This window comes from Pontibacter sp. YIM B11418 (assembly GCF_059278805.1).
This window is the reverse complement of sequence record NZ_JCAEMH010000005.1, coordinates 176,539-201,522: the sequence shown is the minus strand read 5'-3', so window position 1 is coordinate 201,522 and position 24,984 is coordinate 176,539. Positions and strand designations below refer to the sequence as shown.

At 49.3% G+C, this 24,984-nt stretch carries 25 protein-coding genes and 1 riboswitch; of the genes, 13 read left to right on the top strand and 12 right to left on the bottom strand.

The genetic code is table 11. The features are described 5' to 3' along the window. Positions 1 to 42: 42 nt before the first annotated feature. Positions 43 to 396 (top strand): histidine kinase, encoded by a 354-nt coding sequence (locus tag AC4QZR_RS13710; protein ID WP_494481427.1) that lies wholly within the window; start codon positions 43 to 45, stop codon positions 394 to 396. A gap of 60 nt (positions 397 to 456) precedes the next feature. Here the strand turns inward: AC4QZR_RS13710 and AC4QZR_RS13705 are convergent, their stop codons facing one another. Next, positions 457 to 2,190: a phospho-sugar mutase gene (locus AC4QZR_RS13705; RefSeq protein WP_494481426.1), complete on the bottom strand. Its 1,734-nt coding sequence runs from the start codon at positions 2,188 to 2,190 to the stop codon at positions 457 to 459. Positions 2,191 to 2,778: 588 nt separating this feature from the next. After that, positions 2,779 to 3,873, bottom strand: a complete 1,095-nt coding sequence (hppD, locus tag AC4QZR_RS13700; RefSeq protein WP_494481425.1) for a 4-hydroxyphenylpyruvate dioxygenase — start codon at positions 3,871 to 3,873, stop codon at positions 2,779 to 2,781. A 151-nt stretch (positions 3,874 to 4,024) separates the two neighbouring features. Between hppD and AC4QZR_RS13695 the strand changes: the two genes are divergently transcribed. The 8 genes from AC4QZR_RS13695 to AC4QZR_RS13660 all read left to right on the top strand — a co-directional run bounded on the left by AC4QZR_RS13695 (position 4,025) and on the right by AC4QZR_RS13660 (position 9,096). Further along, positions 4,025 to 4,423, top strand: a complete 399-nt coding sequence (locus AC4QZR_RS13695; RefSeq protein ID WP_253403204.1) for a hypothetical protein — start codon at positions 4,025 to 4,027, stop codon at positions 4,421 to 4,423. A gap of 444 nt (positions 4,424 to 4,867) precedes the next feature. Continuing rightward, on the top strand, positions 4,868 to 5,278 hold the full coding sequence (locus AC4QZR_RS13690) for an immunity 70 family protein (protein ID WP_494481424.1): 411 nt from the start codon (positions 4,868 to 4,870) through the stop codon (positions 5,276 to 5,278). Positions 5,279 to 5,354: 76 nt separating this feature from the next. Next, positions 5,355 to 5,843 (top strand): hypothetical protein, encoded by a 489-nt coding sequence (locus tag AC4QZR_RS13685; protein WP_494481423.1) that lies wholly within the window; start codon positions 5,355 to 5,357, stop codon positions 5,841 to 5,843. 111 nt (positions 5,844 to 5,954) lie between these two features. Continuing rightward, the gene (locus tag AC4QZR_RS13680) at positions 5,955 to 6,383 is read left to right on the top strand and encodes a DUF5655 domain-containing protein (RefSeq protein WP_494481422.1); all 429 of its coding nucleotides are present in this window, start codon (positions 5,955 to 5,957) and stop codon (positions 6,381 to 6,383) included. Between the two features lie 134 nt (positions 6,384 to 6,517). Further along, the gene (locus AC4QZR_RS13675; RefSeq protein WP_494481421.1) at positions 6,518 to 6,934 is read left to right on the top strand and encodes a DUF6157 family protein; all 417 of its coding nucleotides are present in this window, start codon (positions 6,518 to 6,520) and stop codon (positions 6,932 to 6,934) included. After that, positions 6,931 to 7,383: a DUF1569 domain-containing protein gene (locus AC4QZR_RS13670; protein WP_494481420.1), complete on the top strand. Its 453-nt coding sequence runs from the start codon at positions 6,931 to 6,933 to the stop codon at positions 7,381 to 7,383. Before AC4QZR_RS13675 ends, AC4QZR_RS13670 begins: the two co-directional genes overlap by 4 nt. A 78-nt stretch (positions 7,384 to 7,461) precedes the next feature. After that, complete coding sequence (locus AC4QZR_RS13665; protein WP_494481419.1) at positions 7,462 to 8,184, top strand: YqjF family protein; 723 nt, start codon at positions 7,462 to 7,464, stop codon at positions 8,182 to 8,184. Positions 8,185 to 8,256: 72 nt separating this feature from the next. Further along, positions 8,257 to 9,096 (top strand): sulfurtransferase, encoded by an 840-nt coding sequence (locus AC4QZR_RS13660; protein ID WP_494481418.1) that lies wholly within the window; start codon positions 8,257 to 8,259, stop codon positions 9,094 to 9,096. Between the two features lie 88 nt (positions 9,097 to 9,184). Here AC4QZR_RS13660 and trpS read toward each other — a convergent pair whose 3' ends face one another. The 8 genes from trpS to AC4QZR_RS13620 all read right to left on the bottom strand — a co-directional run bounded on the left by trpS (position 9,185) and on the right by AC4QZR_RS13620 (position 17,154). Next, complete coding sequence (gene trpS, locus AC4QZR_RS13655) at positions 9,185 to 10,159, bottom strand: tryptophan--tRNA ligase (RefSeq protein ID WP_494481417.1); 975 nt, start codon at positions 10,157 to 10,159, stop codon at positions 9,185 to 9,187. 88 nt (positions 10,160 to 10,247) lie between these two features. Then, positions 10,248 to 10,808 carry a copper resistance protein NlpE N-terminal domain-containing protein gene (locus AC4QZR_RS13650; protein ID WP_494481416.1) on the bottom strand — a complete coding sequence of 187 codons (561 nt, stop codon included), beginning with the start codon at positions 10,806 to 10,808 and terminating at the stop codon, positions 10,248 to 10,250. 392 nt (positions 10,809 to 11,200) lie between these two features. Continuing rightward, complete coding sequence (locus AC4QZR_RS13645; RefSeq protein ID WP_494481415.1) at positions 11,201 to 12,112, bottom strand: EamA family transporter; 912 nt, start codon at positions 12,110 to 12,112, stop codon at positions 11,201 to 11,203. 204 nt (positions 12,113 to 12,316) lie between these two features. Continuing rightward, positions 12,317 to 13,108 carry a queuosine precursor transporter gene (locus AC4QZR_RS13640; protein WP_494481414.1) on the bottom strand — a complete coding sequence of 264 codons (792 nt, stop codon included), beginning with the start codon at positions 13,106 to 13,108 and terminating at the stop codon, positions 12,317 to 12,319. 72 nt (positions 13,109 to 13,180) lie between these two features. Continuing rightward, the gene (locus tag AC4QZR_RS13635; protein WP_494481413.1) at positions 13,181 to 14,098 is read right to left on the bottom strand and encodes a ribonuclease Z; all 918 of its coding nucleotides are present in this window, start codon (positions 14,096 to 14,098) and stop codon (positions 13,181 to 13,183) included. 13 nt (positions 14,099 to 14,111) lie between these two features. After that, on the bottom strand, positions 14,112 to 14,489 hold the full coding sequence (locus tag AC4QZR_RS13630) for an STAS domain-containing protein (protein WP_007657896.1): 378 nt from the start codon (positions 14,487 to 14,489) through the stop codon (positions 14,112 to 14,114). 55 nt (positions 14,490 to 14,544) lie between these two features. Next, positions 14,545 to 15,492 (bottom strand): phosphoribosylaminoimidazolesuccinocarboxamide synthase, encoded by a 948-nt coding sequence (locus AC4QZR_RS13625; RefSeq protein ID WP_494481412.1) that lies wholly within the window; start codon positions 15,490 to 15,492, stop codon positions 14,545 to 14,547. 177 nt (positions 15,493 to 15,669) lie between these two features. Then, positions 15,670 to 17,154: an SDR family oxidoreductase gene (locus AC4QZR_RS13620; protein ID WP_494481411.1), complete on the bottom strand. Its 1,485-nt coding sequence runs from the start codon at positions 17,152 to 17,154 to the stop codon at positions 15,670 to 15,672. A gap of 256 nt (positions 17,155 to 17,410) precedes the next feature. After that, a riboswitch (SAM riboswitch) is annotated at positions 17,411 to 17,513 on the top strand. A 291-nt stretch (positions 17,514 to 17,804) separates the two neighbouring features. Between AC4QZR_RS13620 and AC4QZR_RS13615 the strand changes: the two genes are divergently transcribed. The 4 genes from AC4QZR_RS13615 (at position 17,805) to AC4QZR_RS13600 (ending at position 22,395) form a co-directional block, all read left to right on the top strand. Then, entirely contained in the window at positions 17,805 to 19,139 is a 1,335-nt protein-coding gene (locus AC4QZR_RS13615) for an O-acetylhomoserine aminocarboxypropyltransferase/cysteine synthase family protein (RefSeq protein WP_494481410.1), read from the top strand. Beyond that, positions 19,139 to 20,197, top strand: a complete 1,059-nt coding sequence (locus AC4QZR_RS13610; protein ID WP_494481409.1) for a homoserine O-acetyltransferase family protein — start codon at positions 19,139 to 19,141, stop codon at positions 20,195 to 20,197. Before AC4QZR_RS13615 ends, AC4QZR_RS13610 begins: the two co-directional genes overlap by 1 nt. Next, positions 20,178 to 21,440 carry a homoserine dehydrogenase gene (locus AC4QZR_RS13605; protein ID WP_494481408.1) on the top strand — a complete coding sequence of 421 codons (1,263 nt, stop codon included), beginning with the start codon at positions 20,178 to 20,180 and terminating at the stop codon, positions 21,438 to 21,440. The genes AC4QZR_RS13610 and AC4QZR_RS13605 overlap by 20 nt, the downstream gene beginning before the upstream one ends. A 265-nt stretch (positions 21,441 to 21,705) precedes the next feature. Beyond that, positions 21,706 to 22,395 carry a hypothetical protein gene (locus tag AC4QZR_RS13600; protein WP_494481407.1) on the top strand — a complete coding sequence of 230 codons (690 nt, stop codon included), beginning with the start codon at positions 21,706 to 21,708 and terminating at the stop codon, positions 22,393 to 22,395. 98 nt (positions 22,396 to 22,493) lie between these two features. On the opposite strand, the gene lysA is transcribed toward AC4QZR_RS13600, so the two are convergent. Together lysA and AC4QZR_RS13590 are read right to left on the bottom strand one after the other, a co-directional pair. Beyond that, entirely contained in the window at positions 22,494 to 23,639 is a 1,146-nt protein-coding gene (lysA, locus tag AC4QZR_RS13595; RefSeq protein WP_494481406.1) for a diaminopimelate decarboxylase, read from the bottom strand. Continuing rightward, positions 23,632 to 24,963, bottom strand: coding sequence for an aspartate kinase (locus tag AC4QZR_RS13590; protein ID WP_494481405.1), 1,332 nt, complete (start codon positions 24,961 to 24,963; stop codon positions 23,632 to 23,634). Before AC4QZR_RS13590 ends, lysA begins: the two co-directional genes overlap by 8 nt. Between the last annotated feature and the right edge of the window lie 21 nt (positions 24,964 to 24,984).

Below are 24,984 nucleotides of genomic sequence, written 5' to 3'. Positions count from 1 at the left end.
TATTTTCAGTTTGTTACAAATACAACCGAGGAAGTTAGGTAGATGGAGGCAGCACGACTGGATTTTCAACAGCTCAGAATAAAGCATATTCTATATAAGTCGAAGGTGCGTTCATTTCTGTACGGCGGAACATTTGACAATACTTTTTTTTCCGCTGCGGGGCCTATAGACATCTGGTTTTCTACAGTGGGTACCATACGCTATGCACGTGAGCCCGAAATCCTGCAGCTTATCCGGCCTCACCAGCAGCTAACTACGCTAGTTTTAAACCTGCATAAACTTTATAGTAACGGGCAAATTGAACAGGCTCACGATGGCCTCAAGGAAGTGGACTTCAAGTCGGACCAGTTTATTCAAATTCTTTCTGGTTTAGACGAGCGGCTCAAGCAGGTATAGCTATAAAATAAAGGAGGCCAGTTATGTTACATAACCGGCCTCCTTTATTTTGATAGAAGCTTATTTTAGCTTCAAATCCACCAGAATCTGTTCTATCTTCTGATTCAGTTGCTGGTCAACAGCGTCAAAATCTTCCTTAGAAGCCAGTGGCTCGTTTACGCTGATGTAAAACTTGATCTTCGGTTCGGTACCGGATGGGCGGGCTGAGATTTTGCTGCCGTCTTCCGTCAGGTATTGCAGCACGTTAGAGCTTTCCAGGTCAAGCTTTGATTCTTCGCCGGTGATCAGGTTTTTGCGTGTGCTATGTTTGAAGTCACTTAACTCTACTACTTTAGAGCCGGCAATAACCTGAGGCGGATTGGCGCGCATGTCGGCCATCATCTGCTGGATTTCCTCCGCGCCACGCTGTCCTTTTTTGGTGAACGATACCAGTTCTTCTTTGTAGAAGCCATGCTGCGTATAGATTTCCACCAGCATCTCCATCAGGCTCTGGCCTCTGTCTTTTGCCACAGCTGCCATTTCAGCGATGAGCGCACAGGCAGAGATGGCATCTTTGTCGCGCACGAAGTCACCAATCATATAGCCGTAACTTTCCTCGCCGCCGCCAATGTATAGTTCTTTGCCTTCCAGTTCACGGATCTTCTCGGCGATGTATTTGAAGCCGGTCAGGGTTTCATACATTTTTACGTTGTAGCTGTCGGCAATATCCTTGATCAGGTCGGTGGTCACGATGGTTTTGACGATGAACTCCTTGCCCGTCAGTTTGCCCGCTTTCTGCCAGGCCAGCAGTAAGTAGTTCATCAATAGAGCACCGGTCTGGTTGCCGTTCAGGAGCTCGAATTCGCCTTTCAGGTTTTTCACGGCTATACCTACACGGTCAGAGTCCGGGTCGGTGGCCATTACAAGATCGGCGTCGATTTCCCTGGCTTTGTTCAGGGCCAAAGTCATGGCCTCTTTCTCTTCCGGGTTCGGGTATACCACCGTTGGGAAGTTGCCGTCAGGTATAGCCTGCTCTTCTACGATGTGCACGTTCGTGAAACCGAAGCGCTTGAGCACCTCCGGTACAAGCGTTATACCTGTGCCATGGATCGAGGAGAATACAATTTTGAGATCATGCTGGTTGCGGATGGCTTCCTGAGAAACGGAAAGGCTCTGCACTTTGGCCATGTAAGCCTCGTCCATCTCCTGGCCAAGCATGTGGATGTTGCCAGACTTTGCTTCCCACTTCACTTCATCAATGGAAGTGATTTTGTTCACCTCGGCAATGATGTTCTTGTCATGCGGAGTGGTTACCTGCGCACCATCGTTCCAGTATACCTTGTAGCCGTTGTACTCTTTCGGGTTGTGAGAAGCTGTTACGACCACGCCGCTGTGGCAGCCAAGGTGACGAATAGCAAAAGACAATTGCGGGGTAGGGCGGAGGGCCTCAAACAGGTATACCTCGATGTCGTTGGCCGAGAAAATATCAGCGGCAATGCGGGCAAATACGTCAGAGTTGTTGCGGCAGTCGTGGGCAATAGCCACTTTCACACGCTCTCCCGGGAAGTTCTGTTTCAGGTAATTGCAGAGCCCCTGCGTGGCCATACCTAAGGTATAGCGGTTCATGCGGTTGCTGCCTGCACCCATAATGCCACGCAGACCGCCTGTACCGAACTCCAGGTCCTTGTAGAATGCGTCGGCAAGTGTCTCGTGCTCGTTGCGTTCCAGTAATCCGTTTATTTCTGATTTGGTTGCCTCGTCGTAGTTGCCGCTCAGCCAGGCGTCTATTTTATGCTGTATAGCTGGTTCGATCATAGTTCTTATTAGTAATGTATGTGTTGATGTTAATGTCTTTTGTAGTATGATGTAATATGGCGCGAGTGTCCTCGCTCGTGATCTGTTATCGTGGGGCCTCTGGCCCAGGTATAGCTACTGCTTTTGTAGGTATAGCAACTAGTATTACTTTGTAGCTTCGCCTGTGCGGCGGGCGCTTACTTTTTTCTTTGATGAAAAAAAAGAGAGTCCCTACCCCCAGTAAGCAAAAAAATTAAGACGCTTTTAGACTCGCTGACCGCTCTTTGTCGAGGACCCCTACCCCCAACACAAAATCGTCATGGGTGCACCGGGCTCAAGCTATACCTTCGTAGCCAGCGTGCAAGTTAGTCTTACTATACCTGTCAGTGGTTTATTAAGAAAGAAACTAGTGTATCTATACCTGGACTTTACTCACTAATTCACTCACCCACTAATCCACTAACTCCTTTCCGCTATACCTCTGACACCACAAAAAATCACACCAGCCCTTCGTTTGCCGCGTAGCGGTTCTGAGAACTGGTGTGATATTGGTATATCAAAATAGAGGTATCTGATTCGGTTTACACCGTGCTATACTTTGCTTGCGGTCTAAAGGTTGCCGCGTAGCGCCTGCTCACGCTCGATGGCTTCGAACAGGGCTTTGAAGTTGCCTTTGCCGAACGATTTGGCTCCTTTGCGCTGGATGATTTCATAGAAAACAGTTGGTCTGTCCTCCACTGGTTTCGTAAAAATCTGGAGCAGATAGCCCTCATCGTCGCGGTCTACCAGGATGTTGAGTTTGCGCAGGTCTGCCATATCTTCGTCGATGTGGCCGATACGGTCGATCAGGTCTTCGTAGTAGGTTTCCGGCACACGCAGGAATTCCACGCCACGGCGGCGCAGCTCTGCTACGGTATGCAGAATGTCGTTGGTGGCTACGGCAATGTGCTGCACACCGGCACCACGGTAAAACTCGAGGTACTCGTCGATCTGCGACTTCTTCTTGCCCTCAGCCGGCTCGTTGATCGGGAATTTGATGTAGCCGTTCCCGTTCGACACCACTTTAGACATAAGCGCAGTATACTCCGTACTGATGTCGTTGTCGTCGAAGGTGAGCAGCAGCTTAAAGCCCATCACATCCTCGTAGAACTTCACCCACTCGTTCATACGACCCAGTTCTACGTTGCCTACGCAATGGTCTACATACTTCAGGCCAACCGGCTCAATGTCGAGTTCGCTCTGGCGTGGCACATAACCCGGCATGAACGCACCGCTATAGTTTTTGCGCTCCACGAAGGTATGGATGGTATCGCCGTAGGTATGGATGGAGGCTACTTTCACTTCGCCATACTCGTCGGTTAGTGTTTTCGGCTCCAGGGCTGGTTTTGCTCCACGACCTACCGTCTCGCGGAAAGAGGCTTCGGCATCGTCTACCCACAGGGCCAGCACTTTTACGCCGTCGCCGTGCAGGTGCACATGCTGGGCAATATCTGAGTTCGGGTCCAGTGAAGTAGTCAGTACCAAACGGATTTTCTCCTGCTGCACCACATAAGAAGCACGATCGCGCACACCCGTTTCAGGGCCTGCGTAAGCTACCAGCTTAAAGCCGAAAGCTGTCTGATAGAAGTGAGCAGCCTGCTTGGCGTTACCCACATAAAACTCAATATGGTCGGTGCCGTTCAGGGGCAGAATATCTGTTGCCATAGGTATAGATATGGTTTAAATCATAAGATGCTGTAAAAATACAGCTTTTAAACGTTTATCAAAACCCAAGGACTCTTGGGGCAAATTATCATTGTTAATTCTTGCAATTACTAGAGCATGTTTCCAACTTTGTAAAAAACAGAACGACGCTATGAACGCAAATGCACTGAACAGTTCGCTGGTGGCTATCATCAGCAAAAAAGAAGAACTGAACGCGCTGGACTACAACGACGAGCGCTACGACGATATGGAAGAGGAACTCCACGATATGGAAGATGATTTCAACGAGGAGTATGGCGACTACCTGGAAGACGCGCTGGAAGAAGTGCACGGCAAGCTACGCTCTGACGCGGATATCCTGCTGCCCACTGCCTACCTGGCCAATACGCTGGAAGGTGGCATCCTGAACGCCAATGGCGAAAAAGAGGGTGTATGGGTAGAGTCAGATGAGTTTCCGGGTACAGAGATGCGCCTGGTGCTGACCGCCAACCCTGCCCGTTTCGTGGTGCTGATCGGCGACCAGGAGCGTGAGCTTTGGAAAGCTGAGTAAGGTATAGCTTTAGAAAAAAGTAGCAGGCTGCGGTCTGCTTTGTGATAAAACCACACGTGCTCTTAGGTAATAAGGGTACGTGTGGTTTTTTCGTGTATAGTCACGAGCATCCGTTTTTTGAAACGTTTAGTCACGTTTGGGTGCGTTTAGAGAAAGGCTTTGCTGACTCTATGCAGGAAGTCGGGCATTAAAATAGTGGTTCTAAAGATTAACTCAAATGACTAAACGGGTAGAGCATGCTTCCGGCTCACAACATGCCATGAAGTCGTAAGAAACTTCGCCTCTATGCTTTGGCTACTGCTAACATTTCTTATATTAGTATTATGCTATGGATGAACGACTCCATAATGGAATCCCAGGTATAATAAACTAACCTCTGCATATAGTGCCAATAACCCGAATAGCTCCTTTTATAGTAAAGTTGTAAGTAATTTCTAAAATAAGATGGGAGTACATTTAAGAACAAATCAGTTTATCTATGAAATAGGCTCAAAGGACTTCTTGATCTGCTTCTTTGACACTATTGAGATTCGTCTCGCAAGAAGTTGGTTTGTGAAAAAATACCCAACAATTCTGAAGGAATTCTACAATGGCAAACTGTCTGTTAAGAATTTAGAAAATGCCGAAAAAGAATTAAAGGACATTCGGGAACGCTTAAAAAAGTTTGAGCCATCAAAGGTAGTTTGGGATAAAACGGACTTGTTGAAGCAACCGCCATGGGGTGATGATATTAGTTCAGACATCACAGACCTATCTACCTATTTTGTGACTTCAGACGGAGAAGATTTATTCGAAGTGATATTTGAAGCTATTGGAAAAGCAAAAGAAGAAAATAGCGAGTTGATTATAGAATAAAAATCTTCTTACAACAAAACATATAAGGTAGCACCACCACCTTATAGCCCAGCACGTTAGCAGGAATAAGTAATTTATGAAGAAAACAATTTTGGCTTTTTTTATAGTATGTGTTACTGTACTATCAGCCAAGGGACAGGACACACCGATAAAAGATAAACCAAAGTTGATTTTATCACCAGGTATATCATATCAGGGACAATTCCTTGGAGAGATAAACTTGATGTATGCAAGCCAATACATTGGGCATGGTGGCAACGCCATTTGGGGACCTAGAGTAGGTATAGAAGCTAACATAAACAAGGACAGATTTATCTATGCTCCTAAGCTTGGTTTTGAACTTTCGGGTTTATTGATAGCTGTGCGTGGTAATGTAGTTGGCTACATAGATGATAAAAGGTTGGACTTGAGATTATTACCAGAAGCTGGAATAAGTTTATTGGGTGCAGTTAATTTAACTTATGGGTACAATTTGCCAGTACTTAACTTTAAATCACCAGAAATAGCAAGGCATAGAATCACGCTTACAGCTAATGTACATCGTGAAATTTGGCATGCACTATAAAAGAATTACTGACTGCTAACAAGGCATAGAAGGCATACTTTTGCTATGACTCGCTCGCCTTTTACACAAACACATAATACAAGCCCGGGTGATAACTAAACGCTTCGAACTATGGCGGACAAAACTGAGGATGCTATTATAGAATTCTTTAAGGGGCGAGAATCCTCATTTAAATTGTTCAGACTTATTCGACAGGCTATCGAAAGGAATTGTTCTCCCGAAATAAAGGTCTCCAAGACACAGATATCATTTGGTGAAATCTATAAATACATTTGGCTATGGCTTCCTCAAATGTGGGTCGCTAATAGACCGGAGGGCAGTTTAGTGCTAACGATCGTTACCGGCGAAAAATTAACGAATGACAGAATAGTTGCATCCGTACAGCCGAAGAAAGGTTATTGGACACACCATATTATTATTGAAAACGAAAAGGACATTGACGCCCAAATCGAGAATTTGATCAAAAAAAGCTACGACTTTTATATACAACGTCTGGATCATAAAAAGCAACAAAGGGCGAAGAAAAAGACCAGCGAATAACAGTGCATATAACATATGGCGGGAAATTGGTAAATTCAGATTTTGTGCTTTTAAGTAAGTTTGTTGAAAACCGTTACAAGTTACATGCGCAGACCGTCAGCGGATTTTACAAACAGCAACCTCATCAAACCACAATGAAAGTTCACACCACAAATTATTTTGACACTTTTATTCAAGTGGCAGAGGATTCAAAAACAGATTGTGGGATAAAGCCGACATCAAAAGGTGACAAAAAAATGATTGCCGAAATGCAGTATGATTTGATCGCCAGGCATCCTTACAGGTATACTTCTGACGATGTGTTATTTCATGTTTTTGCAACTAGAAATGATCTGGCCGAAGCCGAATACACCCAGGCAAGGGAACAATTCTTCTCAAAGGGACAAGCCTGTTTCAGAGCATCTCCTCTGACAAAAACCTACGGCTTTGGAGTCCATTGCGACAGCGAAGGTAAAATTGCCATCTATGGGGTGGAAACGGCAGAATATGAAAAATTTGCTGCCGACCCAAATCTAAAGAAAGTAAAAGCTATGAAATCGAGCAGAAAATGAAATCCATTTTTGACAAGCCAACCCGGGACGAAATCATTGTCAGAGTAGCGTCCATCACTGCTGACAGCAGCCCTCAATGGGGCAAAATGAATATTCACCAAATGGTTGAGCACAATACCTACTGGAACGGATGGATCCTGGGAAGGGACAGCCATACCTACAAGCAGGCTTTTCTGGGTAAAGTATTTGGCAAAATAGCCTTGCGGAAAATGATAAAGGACGAGCAGCCTTTTGATAAAAATATACCTACTTCCTCCCAGTTCAAACCGAAAGAAACGGGCGGAGATCTGGAAGCAGAAAAATTGAAATGGATATCATTGACCGAGGCATATGAAAATTACCACAACCCCACCTTCATTCACGATTTTTTCGGAAAAATGACGAAGGAAGAAATTGGCATACTGGTATACAAACATTCGGACCATCATCTGAGACAATTCGGTAAATAAGCAAGGCAATAAGCCGCTACTCTCGGCTGGTTATGAGCCGGATAGATTGCTATTTAGCTATATAAAATCTCCACAAAAATGAGTTTCCTGAAAGCAGAGTGGCGTAAGTTAGTGCTGGCAAACTACGAGGTGGACCAATCGGTGCTTGCGCCTTACCTGCCGTATGGCACCGAGTTAGATTTATGGAACGGCAAATGTTATGTCAGTCTGGTGGGGTTTATGTTTTTAAACACAAAGCTGCTGAATATCCAAATTCCCTTTCATGTAAACTTTGAAGAGGTCAATCTTCGGTTTTATGTCCGGCGACTGGAGGACAAGGTATGGAAACGGGGCGTCGTGTTTATCAAAGAGATCGTTCCGAAACCTGCACTGACCTTTGTTGCCAACACGGTATATAAAGAGAATTATCAAACGCTGCCGATGCGGCACGAGTGGCGTGAAACTGCAAGCGAACAGCTCGTTTCGTATGGCTGCAAAATGAACGCCAAATGGCAAAACATCAGTGTTCAAGCGAGTATACAAGCCACTGAAATTACTCCTTTAAGTGAAGCAGAATTTATTACGGAGCATTATTGGGGCTATGCCAAAGCAAGCAACACGAAAACGAACGAGTACGAGGTAACTCACCCGAGATGGCAGGTATACGAGGTGCTGGACTATAGCATAACAGTTGATTTTGGGCAGGTATACGGGCCCGGTTTTGGTTTTTTAAGTAGCCAAACACCTGCTTCGGTGATGCTGGCAGAAGGCTCAGAAATAACCGTTGAAAACAAGAAGAGTATAAAGAAGTCCTCCACGTGATTGCGTAAGTTTACGCATCGTACTTTTTGCATATCTGATACCGTAGCCTTTCACCATCAAACACACCATACCATGTCTCCAATCATCACCGCCCAAGAACTTGCTTCTATCCTCAAAAATGAAAACCTGGTATTGATCGATGCCCGCTCCGGCCCCAATGGCAGTACCAAGTATGAACAAGAGCATCTGGCCGGGGCACTGCATGTAGACCTGGACAAAGACCTGGCAGATATTAAACCAGACGCAGCCCAGGGAGGACGCCACCCGCTGCCAGAACCTGAAAAATTTGCCGAACTGCTGGGTCGCTTAGGTATAGCGCATGGCAGCCATGTGGTAGTGTATGATGACATGAGCGGTGCCAACGCTGCTTCCCGGTTCTGGTGGATGTTGCGCGCTGCCGGACACACACAGGTACAAGTGCTCGATGGCGGCTATCAGGCGGCTATAGCGGCCGGTATACCTGTGGGCAGCGGAGAAGAACAGCCAAAGCAAGGCGAACCATACCCATTCAAGGCTTGGGAACTGCCAACCATTTCGATGGAGGAAGTTGCGAAGGCTGTTAAAGACCCAAACTATTTGGTGGTGGATGTGCGTGATGCGGCCCGCTACCGTGGTGAGACTGAACCAATTGATTTGATAGCCGGACATATTCCGGGAGCTACGAACATTCCTTTTCAACAAAATCTGACAGCAGATGGCACCTACTTATCACCTGAAGTGCTGCGGGAAAAATACGAAACCGTGTTGGACGGTCGCGATATGGAACATGTGGTGGTGCACTGCGGGTCTGGCGTTACAGCCTGCCACACAGCGCTTGCCATGGACTATGCCGGCTTAGGTATACCAACACTCTATGTGGGTTCCTGGAGCGAATGGTCGCGCAACGAGCGCCCGATTGGAACCGGAGCCTAAGATAGGTATAAACCTAAGGTATAGGTATAAATGCAAATCGGCTGCTGAAATCATTCAGCAGCCGATTTGCATTTGGCAGGTATAGCGTTTAGTAGCCCAGCTTCTGGCGTACGCGCTCCAAAACCGGCGTGGCAATGGCTTTCGCTTTATTGGCGCCTTCGAGCAGTTTTTTGTCGATTTCAGGCAAGTTGTTCATGTAGTAATTGAACAGCTCACGCTCTTTGGCAAACTTGCGCACAATCAGCTCATACAGCGCCTGCTTGGCATGTCCATAGCCGTAGCCACCGTTCTGGTAGTTGTTGCGCATCTGCAGAATCTCTTCCGGGGATGCCAGCAGACTGTAAAGTTTGAAGGTCGTGTCCTCGTCCGGATCTTTTGGATCTTCCAGCGGCGTGCTGTCCGTCACAATGCTCATAATCGTTTTGCGCAGCGGCTTGTCGGCCTCAAAAATATCGATGATGTTGCCGTAAGACTTGCTCATTTTCTCGCCGTTAACGCCCGGCACAGTCATCACCGTTTCATCCGTCTTCGCATCCGGCAACACAAACGTATCACCGTAAATGTGGTTGAACGAACTGGCAATGTCGCGGGTAATCTCGAGGTGCTGGATCTGGTCTTTGCCTACCGGTACGATGTTGGCGTCATACATCAGGATGTCGGCTGCCATCAGCACCGGGTAAGTAAACAGACCGGCGTTCACGTCAGCAAGTCCTCTGCGGCTCGATTTGTCCTTGAATGAGTGCGCATTGGCCAGCATCGGGAAGGGAGCGAAGCAGTTGAGGTACCAGGTCAGCTCGGTTACCATTGGCACGTCTGACTGGCGGTAGAGAATGTGTTTATCAGTATCGAAGCCACAGGCCAGCCAGGCGGCGGCTACCGAGTAGGTGTTGTGGCGCAGCACCTGTGGGTCGCGGATGGTAGTAAGTGAGTGCAGGTCAGCTATAAAGTAAAGCGCCTGCTCCTGCGATGCCTTCGAAAGTTCGATGGCGGGGAGGATAGCACCCAGCAGGTTGCCCAAATGCGGACGGCCTGTGCTCTGAATGCCCGTAAGGTATCGTGCCATAGTCGGGAAAATGATTTACAGCTGCAAAAATAACGCAAATTGCTGAGAACACGCCTAGCCCGACTACGACAATTCTATACCTGTAGCCTTAAAGTTTCCTGAGTGAGTGATTTTTTGAGCTTCCGATCTCGTCCTGCGTTTTGGTCAGCAGCTTCACCTCCGTATCGCTCACCTGCAGAAAATACATCGGGTCTATGTCGCCGGCGGTAGGTATAAGTTGCAGCACCACGGCGTCGGGGTTTTGCTTGTTGCCTTTGGCCAGGAACCACTTGCCGCTGCTGTTCACCACACTTTTGTCTGCCGGTTTACCCATGTAGATTTGCTTCATCGTGAACGAGCCTTTGGAATCGCCATTCAGAGTGAGTTCTGTTTTAATACCCTGGCAGTCTTTGCAGGCCAGTGTGCCCCGGAAAGTGCCGCTTGGTGACGCCAGTACAGGAGCTGCCTCCAGGGCAGGCTCTGCAGCTGCAGTGGCCTCGGCTTTCGTAGGTTTGGCTTTGCTTTTGGCCGGGGCTTTTGCTGTCGTTTTCTTGCCACCGGCACGGTTTTCCTCCAGCCATTCCTGGTAGCTTCTGCCAGATTGGGCCTGTACTTGCTGAAGACCGAGGCTGAGAGAGAATAGGACGAAAAGGGCGATTATTGCTTTCATGACGTTTCGTGTTTATCGTTCGGGCTGATCCTATCAGAAAATATACCAGTTTTTCAGAAGCATGAATCTGAGCCGACTGTAACTGATTTAACTGTTGAAAATATAATTTATTGTGTGCTGTAGCGAAGGCGATGCAGCGGCGGCTGCCACCTGGCCTTGTGCCCGGATGTGAGATACGAAAGCGGTGCGGCGGGGTTGAGGGAAAGGTAGACGTCAGGTACAAATTGCACTAGTTTGGCGGCCATGGATTCCCCTAAAAAGCAAATGACCAGGCGCTTCACTTAAGAGCAGACACCCAGCCATTCAAAAAAAATCAAATCAAATCTTATTGTTCTAAGTCAATTACATCATAGGCTTGCTTGGGGTTAAGTAAAAAATCAATCTTATAGGGTTTAGGCTGTTGCCAGCTTTTTATTTTTCTGCGACCGGTATAACCTGTTCAGGTTGCTTATAATAATGGCCAGGAGGATTAGTGCCACCCCCAGCCACTGTACCGTCCATACTTCTTCCTGCAGCACGAAGTACGACATGGCCACCGCCACCGGCAACTCTGCCGAGCTGAGGATGGCACTTAGTGCCAGACCGGTTTTAGGTATACCGTAGGCAAAGAACAGCGGCGGAATAACGGTGCCGAACACACCCAGCAACAATCCCCACTTGAGCAGGCCATCACTCAAAGCCCCGTTAAACAGGAACATCGGTGGGAAAATGCTCAGCACCAGTATGGTAGCACCCGTTAGCAGGAGCGCACTTTTGGTGGTCGGGTGCAAGTGGTTGCCAGCCGCACCATTGATCATCAGGAATACCGAATAACACAAGGCCGCCAGCAGCCCGAAGCCAATACCTGCCAGGTCGAAGTCAGGTATAGTGCCTGAGAAAAGCCTGCCTGCCATGGCCGTGCCCACCAGCACCAGTAGCACCATGATAACCTGCGAGAGCTGTGGCATTTTGCGCTTGATCACCGCTTCCAGCAGCAAGCTGATCCAGGTAAACTGCATCAGCAGCAGAATAGCGATAGAGGCCGGTACCGCCTGCACACACTTGTAGTAGAAGATGCTTACCATACCCGTGCTGGTGCCCATGGCCACCAGCTTCAGTTTGTCCATGGTTGAAACGCCGAGGGTGCGGTGGCCCATTAAGTGACGTACCAATACGATGCTCCAAAGTATAACGAAGCCAAAGAAGACCTGTGTGCCGGTAACGTCACCCAAGGTATAGCCTTCCTGGTAAGCCAGTTTTACGAATGTGGATAGTATGCCGAAGCTACACGCTCCGAGGAATACCAAAAGGATGCCTCTGAACATAGATGTTCCTTTAGAAAATGAAATAAATTAGGAATAGGAGGGCTACACGGGCCCAATTTCAGGAATGGCGACTATTAGAGATCGTGCAGGACGTACCCCGTAATGAAAATTTGTGTATGTGCTAAGTGTGCAGCCATTTTGTTTTGCAAGACCACAAAGATAGGGTCCTATTCAGCTCAAAAGCAAATTTATTTAAAACACAGGCTATTCCTCGCTTTCTTTGGCAGCTGCTTCTATCATGGCTTCAGTGGTGCGGTGGCCCAGATAACCATCTATAAGATAGTGCGCTAGGTATAGGAGCGGGGTGAGGGCTATGGCAATGAAAAATTTATAAATGTAATTGATAACAGCCACCGACATGACCAACGAAAGCGGCCAATTGCCGAAAATGTAGAAGGCCACGAAAAGCACCACCACACTGTCGATCAGCTGCGACACCAGCGTAGAGCCCGTTGCCCGTAGCCAGATCTTACCGCTGCCTGTAAAGGAGCGCAGCCAGTGAAACACGGTAGCATCCAAAAACTGCGAGATCAGGAAAGCCACCAAAGAGCCGATAATGATCCCCAGCCCCTGCCTGTAAATGGAGTTAAAGGCATAGTCGATGTCAAAAGGATTGCCGGCTGCATCCTGGTTGTTGAGTTCCAGCCAAAACGCAGCAGGTGGCAGACCCGTCACTATCGTGATCACCAGGAAAGCATACAGGATCAGGATGACAGTGAGGATACTGATTTTCTGCACGCCCTTTTTGCCAAAATACTCATTGATGATGTCGGTGGTTACAAACACGACCGGCCAGATGATGACGCCCGCCGTGAGGTTAAAGTCGAACTTCTCACCCATAAGACCGATCTGGGCACCGGGCATTCCTAGAAGCGCTTCCGCCGAAAAAATCTTCACACCGATCAGTTCCGCCAGCAGGGCATTGGCCAGAAAGATGCCACTCAGGACAAGGAACAGGTTTGTGCGTTTTTTCTCGAGAGAAGGGGTTGCCGCCATAGGTATAGAAATGGTGCAGCAAGTTAACGATTTTGCGATTAAGAATCCTGCAGCTGCAGAGAGTTGCCGTGCTTATTCCTGCACACAGAAAATACTGCCTTCCACGGCCAGATCGGTTTTCGGAAACACTTCTTTTGCCTCTTCCAGCAGGGGCGTCAGGTCTTTGTAGCGCACCGAGAAGTGACCGAGCAGCAGGTGGCGCACCTGCGCGGCGGCGGCCATCTCAGCGGCTTGTCGGGCAGTGCTGTGGAAGGTATAGTGTGCGCGTTCACGCAACTCGTCCGTAAAGGTGGCTTCGTGGTAGAGCAGGTCTACGCCTTTTAAATAGGGAAGCAGGTCGGGCTTATACCTGCTGTCGGCGCAGTAGGCGTAACTGCGGCTGCGCTTGGGTTCCAGTGTTACCACGGAGTTGCGCACCAGCACATGGCCCTGCTCGTCGCGCACGTCCTCCCCCCACTTCAGGCGCACGAGTTGTGGTGGCGTCAAAAAGCCGGGCAGGTTTTCTTTGATCAACGGTCGTGGCTTTGGTTTTTCGCGGAACAGGAAACCACAACAAGGCACGCGGTGCTCCATAGGCAAGGTGTGCACCGTAATCTTCTTGTCTTCGTAAATTTTGCGGTAGAGGCCCGTGTCCAGCTCATGAAAGATAAGCTTATAGCACAGGTTGGTGCCGGAGTATTTGAGCTGCAGACTAAGGATTTCGGAAAGGCCGGGAGGGCCGAAGAGATGCAGTGGCTGCTGGCGGCCCTGCAGGTGCATGGTAGAAAGTAAACCTGCCAGACCAAAGTAATGGTCGCCGTGCAGATGGCTGATGTAGATGTTAGAAATGCGCTGATGCTTTATTTTGTAAAGCATCAGCTGCATTTGGGTTCCTTCTCCGCAATCAATCAGATGAAGCTGATTGTCGATGGTCAGCAACTGGGCGGTATGGTGCCGGTTTGCCGAGGGTGTGGCCGACGAACTGCCAAGTATTCTGAGTTCGAAATCCACAAAGTAGGGTTTGCTAGTCTTCCTTGTTGGTTAGGTCCTGCTCGATCTCGTGCAGAAACACACGGTCGATCGCCTCTTCCACCGTAGGAAGGATGTTAAGCACAGACTCTAGTTTAGAGATCGTGATCAGTTTCATCACATGGTCCTGCAGGCTGGTCAGAATCAGCAAACCGTTAGAGGAGTTGCAAAGTCTGTTCGCAATCAGGATAGAGCTCAAGCCTGAAGAGTCAGTATATTTTACGTTATTGAGGTCAAGAATCAGGTTGGTGATCCCTTCGGCATTCAATTTCACGAACTCAGATTTCAAATCCGGAGCGATTGAAGTATCAAGTTTCTTCTCGTCTATCGTGATAATCGTGTAGTTTTCTTTCTTATCAATCGTGTACTTCATAGATCTACCAGTAAAGGATTTAAACGCGAATGTACCAAAATCCACGTTAATAATTCTAATTTTTCTCGTTAAAAATGTTTTCTACGATCTGATTCTCCATGCGTGAGAGCACATTATCGTAACTTTCTTTGTGAAACGGCTGCCCCGTGAAAACCTCGTAAAGCTCAATGTAGCGGTCCGAAATACTATGCACCACTTCGTCGGTCATTTCAGGCACGGTTTGCCCTTCTTTTCCCTGAAAATTGTTCTCGATCAGCCACTGACGCACAAACTCTTTCGACAGTTGCTTCTGCGATTCGCCGTTCTGCTGGCGCGCCTCGTACCCTTCCAGATAGAAGTAGCGCGAAGAGTCCGGCGTGTGGATCTCGTCAATCAGGTATACCCCGCCATTGTAATTGCCGAACTCATACTTGGTATCCACCAGTATCAGTCCGCGCTGCGCGGCCAGTTCCGTGCCTCTCGCGAAGAGTGCCCGGGTATAAGCTTCTAATTTAATATATTCTTGCTCAGATACAATGCCTTTTGCTATAATTTCTTCGCGCGAGATGTCTTCGTCATGTCCTTCGTCAGCTTTGGTGGTCGGGGTGATGATCGGCTCTGGCAGTCTGTCGTTCTCACGGAGGCCTTCAGGAAGCGCCACACCGCACACACTGCGTTTGCCTTCTTTGTACTCGCGCCAGGCGTGCCCGGCCAGGTATCCTCTGATCACCATCTCTACTTTGTAAGGTTCGCAGCGGTAGCCAATGGTCACGTTCGGGTCTGGCGTCGATAGCACCCAGTTCGGCACCAGGTCCGAAGTAGCTTTCAGATTGATGCTCGCTATTTGGTTCAATACCTGACCTTTATAAGGTATAGCTCTTGGCAGCACCACATCGAAAGCCGAAATACGGTCTGTTGCTAAAACGGCTAGTCGGTTTTCAAAATAATAAACGTCGCGTACTTTGCCTCTGTAAAAACCGGTCTGCCCGGCGAAGGAGAAATTCGTTTCTTTTATGGCCTCCATTAGGTCTGTTAGGTTTGAGAAAGGCAAAGTTAAAATATTTTTTCTCGGTGAGCGTGATAAGGTATAGGTATAAATGTAAAATGCCTGCGCAGAAGAGGTAAGCATCTGAGTAAAGACACTGCTATATACTCTTAAGTATAGTGATAGTTTTATATTATGAAATCTATTGTTTGTACATTATCGAGAATGTTGTGTTGGCGGTGATAATTTGTCAATAAGCGGTTCCTGGTAATGAATGATGTTGTGCGCCATTCCTTTAAAAATAACAAAATGGAAAGGGAGCATGGCATACCAGTATAGCCTACCAGCCAACCCATCCGGGCGGAAAGCGGCCAGTTGTTCCAGGTAGTTGCCATCGGCCTCGCGGCTTATTCTGAACTGCAGCCAAGCCTCGCCGGGAAGTTTCATTTCAGCATAAAGCAACAGACGGCCAACCTTGTAATCCACAGCCAGCACGCGCCAGAAATCGATCGAATCGCCGGTCTTTACGTCGATTGGGTGTCTTCGGCCGCGCTGCAAGCCAACGCCGCCCACCATTTTGTCGAGCAGGCCACGTAGCTCCCACAGGAAATCAGTCTTGTACCAACCACGCTCACCGCCGATACGCAAAATGTTATCCATCACCTCCTCAGGGGCTCTGTCGAAGCGCATACGCTGCCGGTCGGTGAGCACGCCGTGTTCTGGTATTTGTACAAAATCCATAAAATCGAGTTGCATATTGCCACTCACCAGTGCATCCTTCCAGCTCGAGACTACCATGTTCTGTTCCATCTTGGTAAAAGCCAGATTGAGAGCACTCTCGTAGCTCAGGCACTTGTGCGGGATCAACTGCTGTATGCTGCTGTCTTTCACCACCGCATCGTTGCGCAGACTCTCCACTAGGCTGCGGGCTAATGTGTAATTGGTGCTCGTGACAAAGTACAACCAGTAAGAAGAAAGCTTGGGTGTGAGCACTGGCAAGGTATAGATGCGTCGTTTCAGGTTTCGGACTTTAGCCAGTTGCAACAGCATTTGCTTGTAGGTGAGCACATCAGGCCCGCCAATCTCGAAACGCCTGTCATAACAGTCGGTGCGGCCGAGCACCTCAATCAGGTAAAACATGACATCGCGTATGGCAATGGGCTGACAGCGGGAGTTGAGCCAGCGGGGTGTTACCATTACCGGAAGCTTCTCCACCAGGTCACGGATGATCTCGAAAGAAGCGCTGCCCGAACCGATGATAATCGCGGCGCGGAGTACTGTTAGCCTCGCTTTGCCCTGGGCGAGCACGTCCTCCACCTGCCGGCGTGAGGTCAGGTGCTTCGACAAATGCGCGTCGTTGGCAATGCCGCTGAGGTAGATCACCTGCTTGGCACTAGTTGTATCAAGGTAGTTGACGAAGTTCAAAGCAGAAGCTTTCTCGGCCTCCCCAAAGTCTGCGGAGCCGGAGCCCATGGAGTGCACCAGGTAGTAGGCGGCGTCTATGTTACGGGGTAAATCCTGCAAACTTTCCGGCTTGAGCAGATCTCCTTTTACCACCTGTACTTTATCCTGCAGACTCTCAGGCAACTCGAAGCGACGCGGGTCCCGGACAAGGCAAACGACCTCGTGTTGTGCCTCTATCAGCACAGGCAGGAGTCGTTTGCCAATGTAGCCGTTTGCGCCGGTCAGGAGTATCTTCATCAGGGTTTGTCAGGTATTTTATACCTGCACAACAGGTATAGCTTCGTATTGTTATGAGAAAGCAATTATACTTATTCAAAGATAGTAAATCAACAGGTATAAATGGTTTGTATTATACAGTATGTAAGTTGCTGATAGGCAGATGTGTGAAATTGATTTATTAGAGGAACTTGCAATTATTTTAAATAATTATTTGGATTATTTAAAATGCTGCTCTAGCTTTGCATCATCAAGTCTGATATCCCTTGTGGGTATCGATTTATAAAGAAGCGCGGAGAGACAGGCTCTGTGAAGCGCTAGCAACCAGCCCCGAGCAAGGTGCTAATTCCTGATTCCGGAAGTCCGGATGTATATAAATTGATAACGTTATGGAAAAGGGAACCAAGCCAACACAACTTCTTTTATTTTTTACACTGGCAGCTCAAAGCCCGGTTCTTTCGCATGCCTATACCTGTGCTACTACCTGCTGTAGCCGAATGTGCATGTGTTGCTGCTGCTGTTGCTAGCGCGACCAACCCCCAAACTTTTTGCTGCAATGCCGTCGTGCCTCAGGTAGATCCTGTGAGCGTCCGACTGTAGCCATTTCATTCTTCTTGTCTTAAAACAAGCTAATCTATTCTATATTTTTCAAAATTTTAAACAGCACGACTATGCCTAATACACTTCATTTCGAAACGCTTCAATTACACGCCGGCCAGGAAATCGACCCAACCACCCGTTCCCGCGCTGTGCCCATTTACCAGACTTCTTCCTACGTTTTCAAAGACGCCGAGCACGGAGCCAATCTGTTTGCGCTGAAGGAGTTCGGTAACATCTATACCCGCATCATGAACCCGACCACCGATGTGTTTGAGAAGCGCATTGCCGCTTTGGAAGGCGGTGTGGCGGCAGTGGCCGTGGCCTCGGGACAAGCAGCGCAATTCATTGCGCTAAACAACATCCTGCAGGCCGGCGACAATTTCGTATCCTCCAGCTTCCTTTACGGCGGTACTTACAACCAATTCAAGGTATCCTTTAAGCGGTTAGGTATAGAGGTGCGCTTTGCCGAAAGCGACGAACCGGAAAGCTTTGCGCAATTGATCAACGAAAACACGAAAGCGATCTACGTGGAAACGATCGGCAACCCTCGCTTCAACATTCCTGACTTTGAGGCCATCGCTGCAGTGGCCAAAGCAAACAATATTCCGCTGGTAGTGGATAATACTTTTGGGGCAGGTGGCTACCTGTTCAGACCAATTGAGCACGGTGCTAACGTGGTAGTAGAGTCGGCAACCAAGTGGATCGGCGGGCATGGCACCAGCATTGGCGGCGTGATCGTGGACGGCGGCAACTTTAACTGGGGCAACGGCAAATTTCCGCAGTTCTCGGAGCCGTCAGAAGGCTATCATGGACTCAACTTCTGGGAGGTATTCGGCGCTGACGGGCCATTTGGCAACATCGCCTTTGCCACCAGGGCACGAGTAGAGGGCTTGCGAGATTTTGGTCCGGCGCTTAGTCCTTTCAACTCTTTCCTGCTGCTGCAAGGTCTGGAGACACTCTCACTGCGGGTGGACCGCACCGTGCAGAATGCGCAGGCGCTGGCCGAGTGGCTGGAGCAGCACGAGCAGGTAGAAAGCGTGAACTACCCGGGACTGCCTTCCAGCAAGTACCACGGCCTGGCCAAGAAGTACCTGAAAAGAGGGTATGGCGGCGTGCTCTCCTTTAACCTGAAAGGGGACAAAAAGCAGACGGAAGTTTTTGTGAACAGCCTGCAACTGATCAGTCACCTGGCCAACCTGGGCGATGCCAAAACCCTGATCATACACCCGGCCTCTACTACCCACCAGCAACTTTCGGAGCAGGAGCAGCAGAGTGCGGGTGTAACGCCAACGCTACTGCGCCTGTCCGCAGGTATAGAGCACCTTGATGATATAATCGCTGACTTGGAACAGGCTTTCGCTAAGGTAGGTCAGCAGAACAACCAAGCCGTTTTGAACGAAGCATAATGCCTGAACAATTAAATTTTCATTACCAGAAACAGTTTCAGTTGGAGTCGGGAGCCTCGCTTCCCGGCTTCCAACTGGCCTATACAACCTATGGACAACTCAACAGAGAAAAAAGCAATGTGGTGTGGGTATGCCACGCCCTCACGGGCAGCTCGGACTTCACTGACTGGTGGGGCGAATTATTTGGCGAGGGAAAACTATACGACCCGGTGGACTGGTTTGTGGTTTGTGCGAACACCTTGGGTGGCTCCTATGGATCCACGGGACCACTTGCAGTTAATCCGGAAACGCTGCAACCCTACTACCACAGCTTCCCGCAACTGACCAACCGCGACATTGTGCGGGCCTTCGATCTGCTGCGGCAGGACTTAGGTATAGCACAGGTGCATACCTTGCTAGGCGGCTCGCTGGGCGGGCAGCAGGCACTGGAGTGGGCCATTTTACAGCCGGAGGTTTTCCAAAATCTGATCCAGGTAGCCTCCAATGCGCGGCATTCGGCCTGGGGCATCGCCTTCAATGAAAGCCAGCGCATGGCCATCCGGCAGGACCCAACCTGGGCGACCAATACACGGGAAGCAGGTATAGCGGGACTCAAAACGGCCCGTGCCATCGCCATGCTTTCTTACAGGCACTATACCTGCTACGAAGAGAGTCAGCAGGAGCCGGGCAACAGCATCACCGACGATTTCAGGGCGGCCTCTTACCAGGTATATCAAGGTGAAAAACTGGCCAGTCGCTTCAATGCCTATACCTACTGGCTCCTCTCCAAAGCCATGGACTCGCATAACATTGGCCGCGACAGGGGAGGAGTCGAGAAGGCCTTGGGTCGACTTCAGGCCAAAGCGCTTTTTGTCGGGGTGGACACTGACCTGCTCTTTCCGATAGAAGAGCAGGCGCAACTAAACCGGCTAGTGCCGGGCTCCCGCTTCGCACTCCTCCACTCCGGCTACGGGCACGACGGTTTTTTGGTGGAAACGGCACAGCTCACGCAGGCCATCCGGGAATTTTATGAAACAGAAACAGTAAAGCACATTCACTATGAAAATACAGAAGTTTAAAAAACGCATCGGACTGATCGGCTTTGGCTGCGTTGGGCAGGGATTGTATGATGTGGTGGAAGCGAACCGGCACCGTGGCTGGGAAATCGGCAGTATCTGTGTCAGGGACAAAGAAAAACCACGCTCCCTGCCAGCCTCCGCCTTCACCTATGATGTGCAGGAGGTACTGCAGGATCCAAGCCTCGATATCATTGCAGAGTTGATCAGCGATCCCAAAGAGGCGCTTGTTATAATCCGGCAAGCCCTGCAGCAGGGCAAAACCGTGGTGTCGGCCAACAAAAAAGTGGTTGCCGAAAACCTGCCGGAACTGATCCAGCTGCAGCAGCGGCACGGAGGTGTGTTGTTGTATGAAGCCTCCGTGTGCGGCAGTATACCTGTGCTGCGCACACTTGAGGCCTACTATGGCTCGGAGCCGCTGGTGGAAGTGCGCGGGATTCTGAATGGATCTTCTAATTATATATTAAGTAAGCTGCACGCAGAGCACGGTGATTTTCAGTCTGCCCTGGCGCAGGCGCAGGAACTGGGATTTGCAGAGGCCGACCCGTCGCTGGACGTGGAGGGAACGGATGCGCTGCACAAACTTTGCATTATGGCGGCGCATGCCTATGGTTTGCTGGTGCACCCGGATGAGGTGCTGCACTTTGGTATCCACCATATTACCTCCGAAGCCGTTGAACTGGCCGATGCATTAGGTTGCCGGATCAAGCTGGTCGGGTCTTTAAAAGCTGCCGCAGACGGAGAGGTTGCACTACAGTTGCTGCCAACGTTTATACCTGAGGGTGATGCTTTGTATGAGGTGGGAGCGGAATTTAATGGACTGGAGATAGAGGGGCAGTTCGCCGGGAAACAGTTCCTGAAAGGGCGTGGTGCCGGCAGTCACCCAACAGGATCGGCTGTATGGGCAGATGTTGCAGCGGCTGTGCGCGGATACCGCTATACCTACCCCAAGCTTTGCACCAGCCAGATGACTGCCACATCCGGAGATGGGCAGCTCACCGTTTTGCTACAAGGCACGGAAGAACGTATTGCGGAGCTTCTGGAACTGTTGCAGCCTGCCATCCAGCACCAAACGCCAGACCAAAGTCAGGTCATCCTGTCACTGACGCCACAGCAACTAAGGCAACATCAGGCCCTGCTGAACCAACGAGGTATTTTCGTAGCGTCCATACCGGCAAGTGTACCGCTTGATATAATACCAGAAGTGTTTAGTCAAACAGAGGCTATACCTATAGGAAGCTTATAAGTTTAACTTATGCTCAGCCAAGCGAGCTAATTTGGAAAACTTATTCAGGTGCGTCGGTTGTATAAGAATAATTCAATTTGTTTTATTTAATAATTGTAATTTAAAATTGTATATTAATTGTATATGTATCATGCAATTAATTGGGTTGGAGCCTTTATATTAGTATTATAAAACATTTATATAAATAGCGCAGTCATTTTCATCTGTTTGTGGTTTGTCTATCGTACAATGAATATTTATGGACGATTCAAAATACCTGAAAGCAATGAAAATCTATATACCCTGGCTCAGCTCTCTACTTCTGATAATTATATTTTCATCCTGTAGGAACGACAACGTATCGCCTATCCGGAACGTGCGTTTTGACCCCGGTCTGCTAAATCCGCTGCAGGCTGCCGGTAGTATACCCTGCACTGCGCATACCTATTATTATAATGGTGCAGAAAAATCGCTGGGCACGGTTTACAGTGGCATGATTCTTCTGTCGTTCAGCGACGAACTGAGTCATGAGCAGGCCACGGCCGCAGCGGCACGTCATGGGTTTATAGAGGAACTCGGACAGCCGATCCAGACAAACTCCGCCCGGCTGTATCCGGCCAAACTGGCTGCGGGCCTCAACTGCCGGCAGGTAGAAGTGGCGCTTTCTGAAATTTCAAAAGACCCGGCTGTGGACTACGCCGCCCCTTATTTTGAATCGGCAGGCGGACAGCTGCTAGGTGTATCGAACGAATTCATAGTGATTGTAGAAGAAGGCAAGCAACCAGCTGAACAGGTGCTAAAACGCCTGAGCGGGGCCACCGGAACTGAGGTGGTGAACGCCCTGAGCGAAGATACTTTTGTGTTACGCGCCAACAAGAACTCACAGGGCAATGCCCTTGAAATGGCAAACTTTTTCAACAAGCATCCGCTTATAAAACATGCAGAGCCAGATTTTGTGGTTTCGCTGGCCATGTAAAATACCAGATTGTGATGGTTTTGGGTTAAGAGTGAGAAAGCCCCGCCTCCTTAAATTGGAAGCGGGGCTTTCATTTTGTAAATGGGGAAATTCAAGGGCTACCCAAGGTATACGGCAGCGGCCTTCTCTCTCAAATTGTACGAAGAAGACATCACCTCACCATAAGCGCCTGCCGTGCGGATCGCAATCAGGTCACCGCGGTTTGTTTCAGGCAGCACTACCGCTTTCCCAAAGCAATCGGACGACTCGCAGATGGGGCCCACCACATCGTAGCGCTCTTCGGCGCCCTTGCTGGTCAGGTTTTCTATTTTGTGATACGACTGGTACAGCGCCGGGCGGATCAGCTCGGTCATGCCGGCATCCAGGATGGCAAAGTTAGTCGACACGCCTTTTTTAATATAAAGCACCTTCGAGATAAGCGTACCGCTCTGGGCAACCAGGGCGCGTCCCAGTTCAAAATGTACCTGCTGGTTGGGGCGCAGTTCCAGAAACTGGTTGAACAAAGAAAAGTATGCCTCAAAATCAGGTATAGGCTGCTCGTCCGGGTTGTAGTAATCCACCCCAAGTCCACCACCCACGTTGATGTGCTCCAACTGTACTTGCTGCGATTCAAACCACTCTTGAAACTCGTTCACGCGCGTGCACAGATTGCGGAATGCCGACAAATCTGTGATCTGCGAACCGATGTGAAAATGCAGCCCGATCAGCGACAGGTTAGGCAGCGTTTTGAGGAGCGCCAGCACGTCGGGTAGTTCCCAGGCATTGATACCAAACTTGTTTTCTTCGAGCCCAGTTGTGATGTACTTGTGCGTATTGGCATTCACGTTCGGGTTGATGCGTAGCGCGATGCGGGCCGTTTTGCCTTTGGCTTCCGCAAGTTCGTTCAGCACGATCAGTTCGTGGCTCGACTCGCAGTTAAAGCAGAAAATGTCCTGATCCAGCGCATAGTTGATCTCAGCATCCGACTTGCCCACGCCTGCAAATACGACATGGTGCGCCGGGAAGCCACTTTCGATGGCGCACTTCACCTCGTTACCGCTCACGCAGTCAGCTCCGAAGCCCGCAGCGCGCATTTCATCCAGGATCGGGCCGTTTGTGTTGGCCTTCAGGGCATAGTGTACCTGAAAGTTATACCTGGCGGCCTCCTGGCTGACCTGCTGCAGGGTTTGGCGCAACAGGTTGAGGTCGTATACATAAAAGGGAGTAGCGTGCTGTTGCAACTCCTGCACAGAGAGATTAAGCATTTTTCTGGTTCCTTTCAAAGATGCCCTCATTCAACAGGATCAGGGATCTTTCTTTATCGGTTGTGTTGATCAATAAACTGATGTTGTTCTTGCTTCCGCCATAGGAGATCATGCGAAGCGGTATGTCTTTGAGCGCCTCAAAAATCTTCAGTCCCGAGCCGCTGCGTTCGGCAATAAAATCACCCACCACACAGATGATGCTCTGGTTCTGGTCAACTTCTACCTGGCCGTACTCCTGCAATTCGCGGGTAATTTCGGTCAAAAACTTCGGGTTATCAATAGTCAGCGACACAGCCACCTCTGAAGTCGTGATCATGTCGATCGGAGTCTTATACCTTTCGAATACCTCGAACACGCTGCGCAGGAAACCATAGGCCAGCAGCATGCGCCCTGACTTGATCTTGATCGCCGTGATGCCGTCTTTGGCTGCCACCGCCTTGATGCCGCCTTTTCCGGTCCGAGCTGAAATGGTGGTGCCGTGCGCCTGAGGCTGCATGGTGTTGAGCAACCGCACCGGAATGTTCTTCTGCTTGGCTGGCTGTACGCTGGAGGGGTGCAGGATCTTGGCCCCAAAATAAGCAAGCTCCGCCGCCTCGTCAAACGACAGTTCTGCGATCGGGAAGGTGTCTTTGACAACACGCGGGTCGTTGTTGTGCATCCCGTCAATATCAGTCCAGATCTGGATTTCGGAGGCATCGGCTGCCGCACCGATTAGGGAAGCAGAGTAATCCGATCCGCCTCGCTTCAGGTTGTCCACCTCGCCAAAAGCATTGCGGCAAATGTATCCCTGTGTGACAAACAAGGTGGTGTCTGGGTACTTCTCTAGTTCCAGTTTCAGGTTCTTGCTGATATAGGCGGTGTCCGGCTCCTCGTTCTCATCGATCTTCATGAAGTTGAGGGCAGGCAAAAGCACCGATGCTATACCTTGTTCTTCGAGGAAGAACTGAAACAAAGCCGTTGATAGCAATTCGCCCTGTGCCAGCACCGCTCGCTCTTCGTAAATGGTAAAGAGGTCGAGTGTGAAAGAACGGATGTGATCAAAATGTAGGGAGATCAGTTCGAGCGCCTGCTTTTTCTTTTCGTCGGTCTGGTAGAGATCTTCTACTACCTGTTTATATTTATCGTGTAGCGCATCAATGAGCGCATTGGCTTCCTGGTTGGCATTTTGGTAGAGCGTTTCCGCTATCTGTACCAGCTGGTTTGTGGTACCCGACATGGCCGAGAGCACCACTATTTTAGGCGACCCATCGTTGATGAGGTCCGCCACCATTTTCATTCTTTCAGCCGACCCTACAGAGGTGCCGCCGAACTTTAAAACTTTCATCTAATCAGTCTGAAATAAAGG

Coding starts and splice junctions, on each gene's coding strand:
- AC4QZR_RS13710 (WP_494481427.1), top strand. CDS start 43: ATGGAGGCAGCACGACTGGATTTTCAACAGCTCAGAATAAAGCATATT.
- AC4QZR_RS13705 (WP_494481426.1), bottom strand. CDS start 2,190: ATGATCGAACCAGCTATACAGCATAAAATAGACGCCTGGCTGAGCGGC.
- hppD (WP_494481425.1), bottom strand. CDS start 3,873: ATGGCAACAGATATTCTGCCCCTGAACGGCACCGACCATATTGAGTTT.
- AC4QZR_RS13695 (WP_253403204.1), top strand. CDS start 4,025: ATGAACGCAAATGCACTGAACAGTTCGCTGGTGGCTATCATCAGCAAA.
- AC4QZR_RS13690 (WP_494481424.1), top strand. CDS start 4,868: ATGGGAGTACATTTAAGAACAAATCAGTTTATCTATGAAATAGGCTCA.
- AC4QZR_RS13685 (WP_494481423.1), top strand. CDS start 5,355: ATGAAGAAAACAATTTTGGCTTTTTTTATAGTATGTGTTACTGTACTA.
- AC4QZR_RS13680 (WP_494481422.1), top strand. CDS start 5,955: ATGGCGGACAAAACTGAGGATGCTATTATAGAATTCTTTAAGGGGCGA.
- AC4QZR_RS13675 (WP_494481421.1), top strand. CDS start 6,518: ATGAAAGTTCACACCACAAATTATTTTGACACTTTTATTCAAGTGGCA.
- AC4QZR_RS13670 (WP_494481420.1), top strand. CDS start 6,931: ATGAAATCCATTTTTGACAAGCCAACCCGGGACGAAATCATTGTCAGA.
- AC4QZR_RS13665 (WP_494481419.1), top strand. CDS start 7,462: ATGAGTTTCCTGAAAGCAGAGTGGCGTAAGTTAGTGCTGGCAAACTAC.
- AC4QZR_RS13660 (WP_494481418.1), top strand. CDS start 8,257: ATGTCTCCAATCATCACCGCCCAAGAACTTGCTTCTATCCTCAAAAAT.
- trpS (WP_494481417.1), bottom strand. CDS start 10,159: ATGGCACGATACCTTACGGGCATTCAGAGCACAGGCCGTCCGCATTTG.
- AC4QZR_RS13650 (WP_494481416.1), bottom strand. CDS start 10,808: ATGAAAGCAATAATCGCCCTTTTCGTCCTATTCTCTCTCAGCCTCGGT.
- AC4QZR_RS13645 (WP_494481415.1), bottom strand. CDS start 12,112: ATGTTCAGAGGCATCCTTTTGGTATTCCTCGGAGCGTGTAGCTTCGGC.
- AC4QZR_RS13640 (WP_494481414.1), bottom strand. CDS start 13,108: ATGGCGGCAACCCCTTCTCTCGAGAAAAAACGCACAAACCTGTTCCTT.
- AC4QZR_RS13630 (WP_007657896.1), bottom strand. CDS start 14,489: ATGAAGTACACGATTGATAAGAAAGAAAACTACACGATTATCACGATA.
- AC4QZR_RS13625 (WP_494481412.1), bottom strand. CDS start 15,492: ATGGAGGCCATAAAAGAAACGAATTTCTCCTTCGCCGGGCAGACCGGT.
- AC4QZR_RS13620 (WP_494481411.1), bottom strand. CDS start 17,154: ATGAAGATACTCCTGACCGGCGCAAACGGCTACATTGGCAAACGACTC.
- AC4QZR_RS13615 (WP_494481410.1), top strand. CDS start 17,805: ATGCCTAATACACTTCATTTCGAAACGCTTCAATTACACGCCGGCCAG.
- AC4QZR_RS13610 (WP_494481409.1), top strand. CDS start 19,139: ATGCCTGAACAATTAAATTTTCATTACCAGAAACAGTTTCAGTTGGAG.
- AC4QZR_RS13605 (WP_494481408.1), top strand. CDS start 20,178: ATGAAAATACAGAAGTTTAAAAAACGCATCGGACTGATCGGCTTTGGC.
- AC4QZR_RS13600 (WP_494481407.1), top strand. CDS start 21,706: ATGAAAATCTATATACCCTGGCTCAGCTCTCTACTTCTGATAATTATA.
- lysA (WP_494481406.1), bottom strand. CDS start 23,639: ATGCTTAATCTCTCTGTGCAGGAGTTGCAACAGCACGCTACTCCCTTT.
- AC4QZR_RS13590 (WP_494481405.1), bottom strand. CDS start 24,963: ATGAAAGTTTTAAAGTTCGGCGGCACCTCTGTAGGGTCGGCTGAAAGA.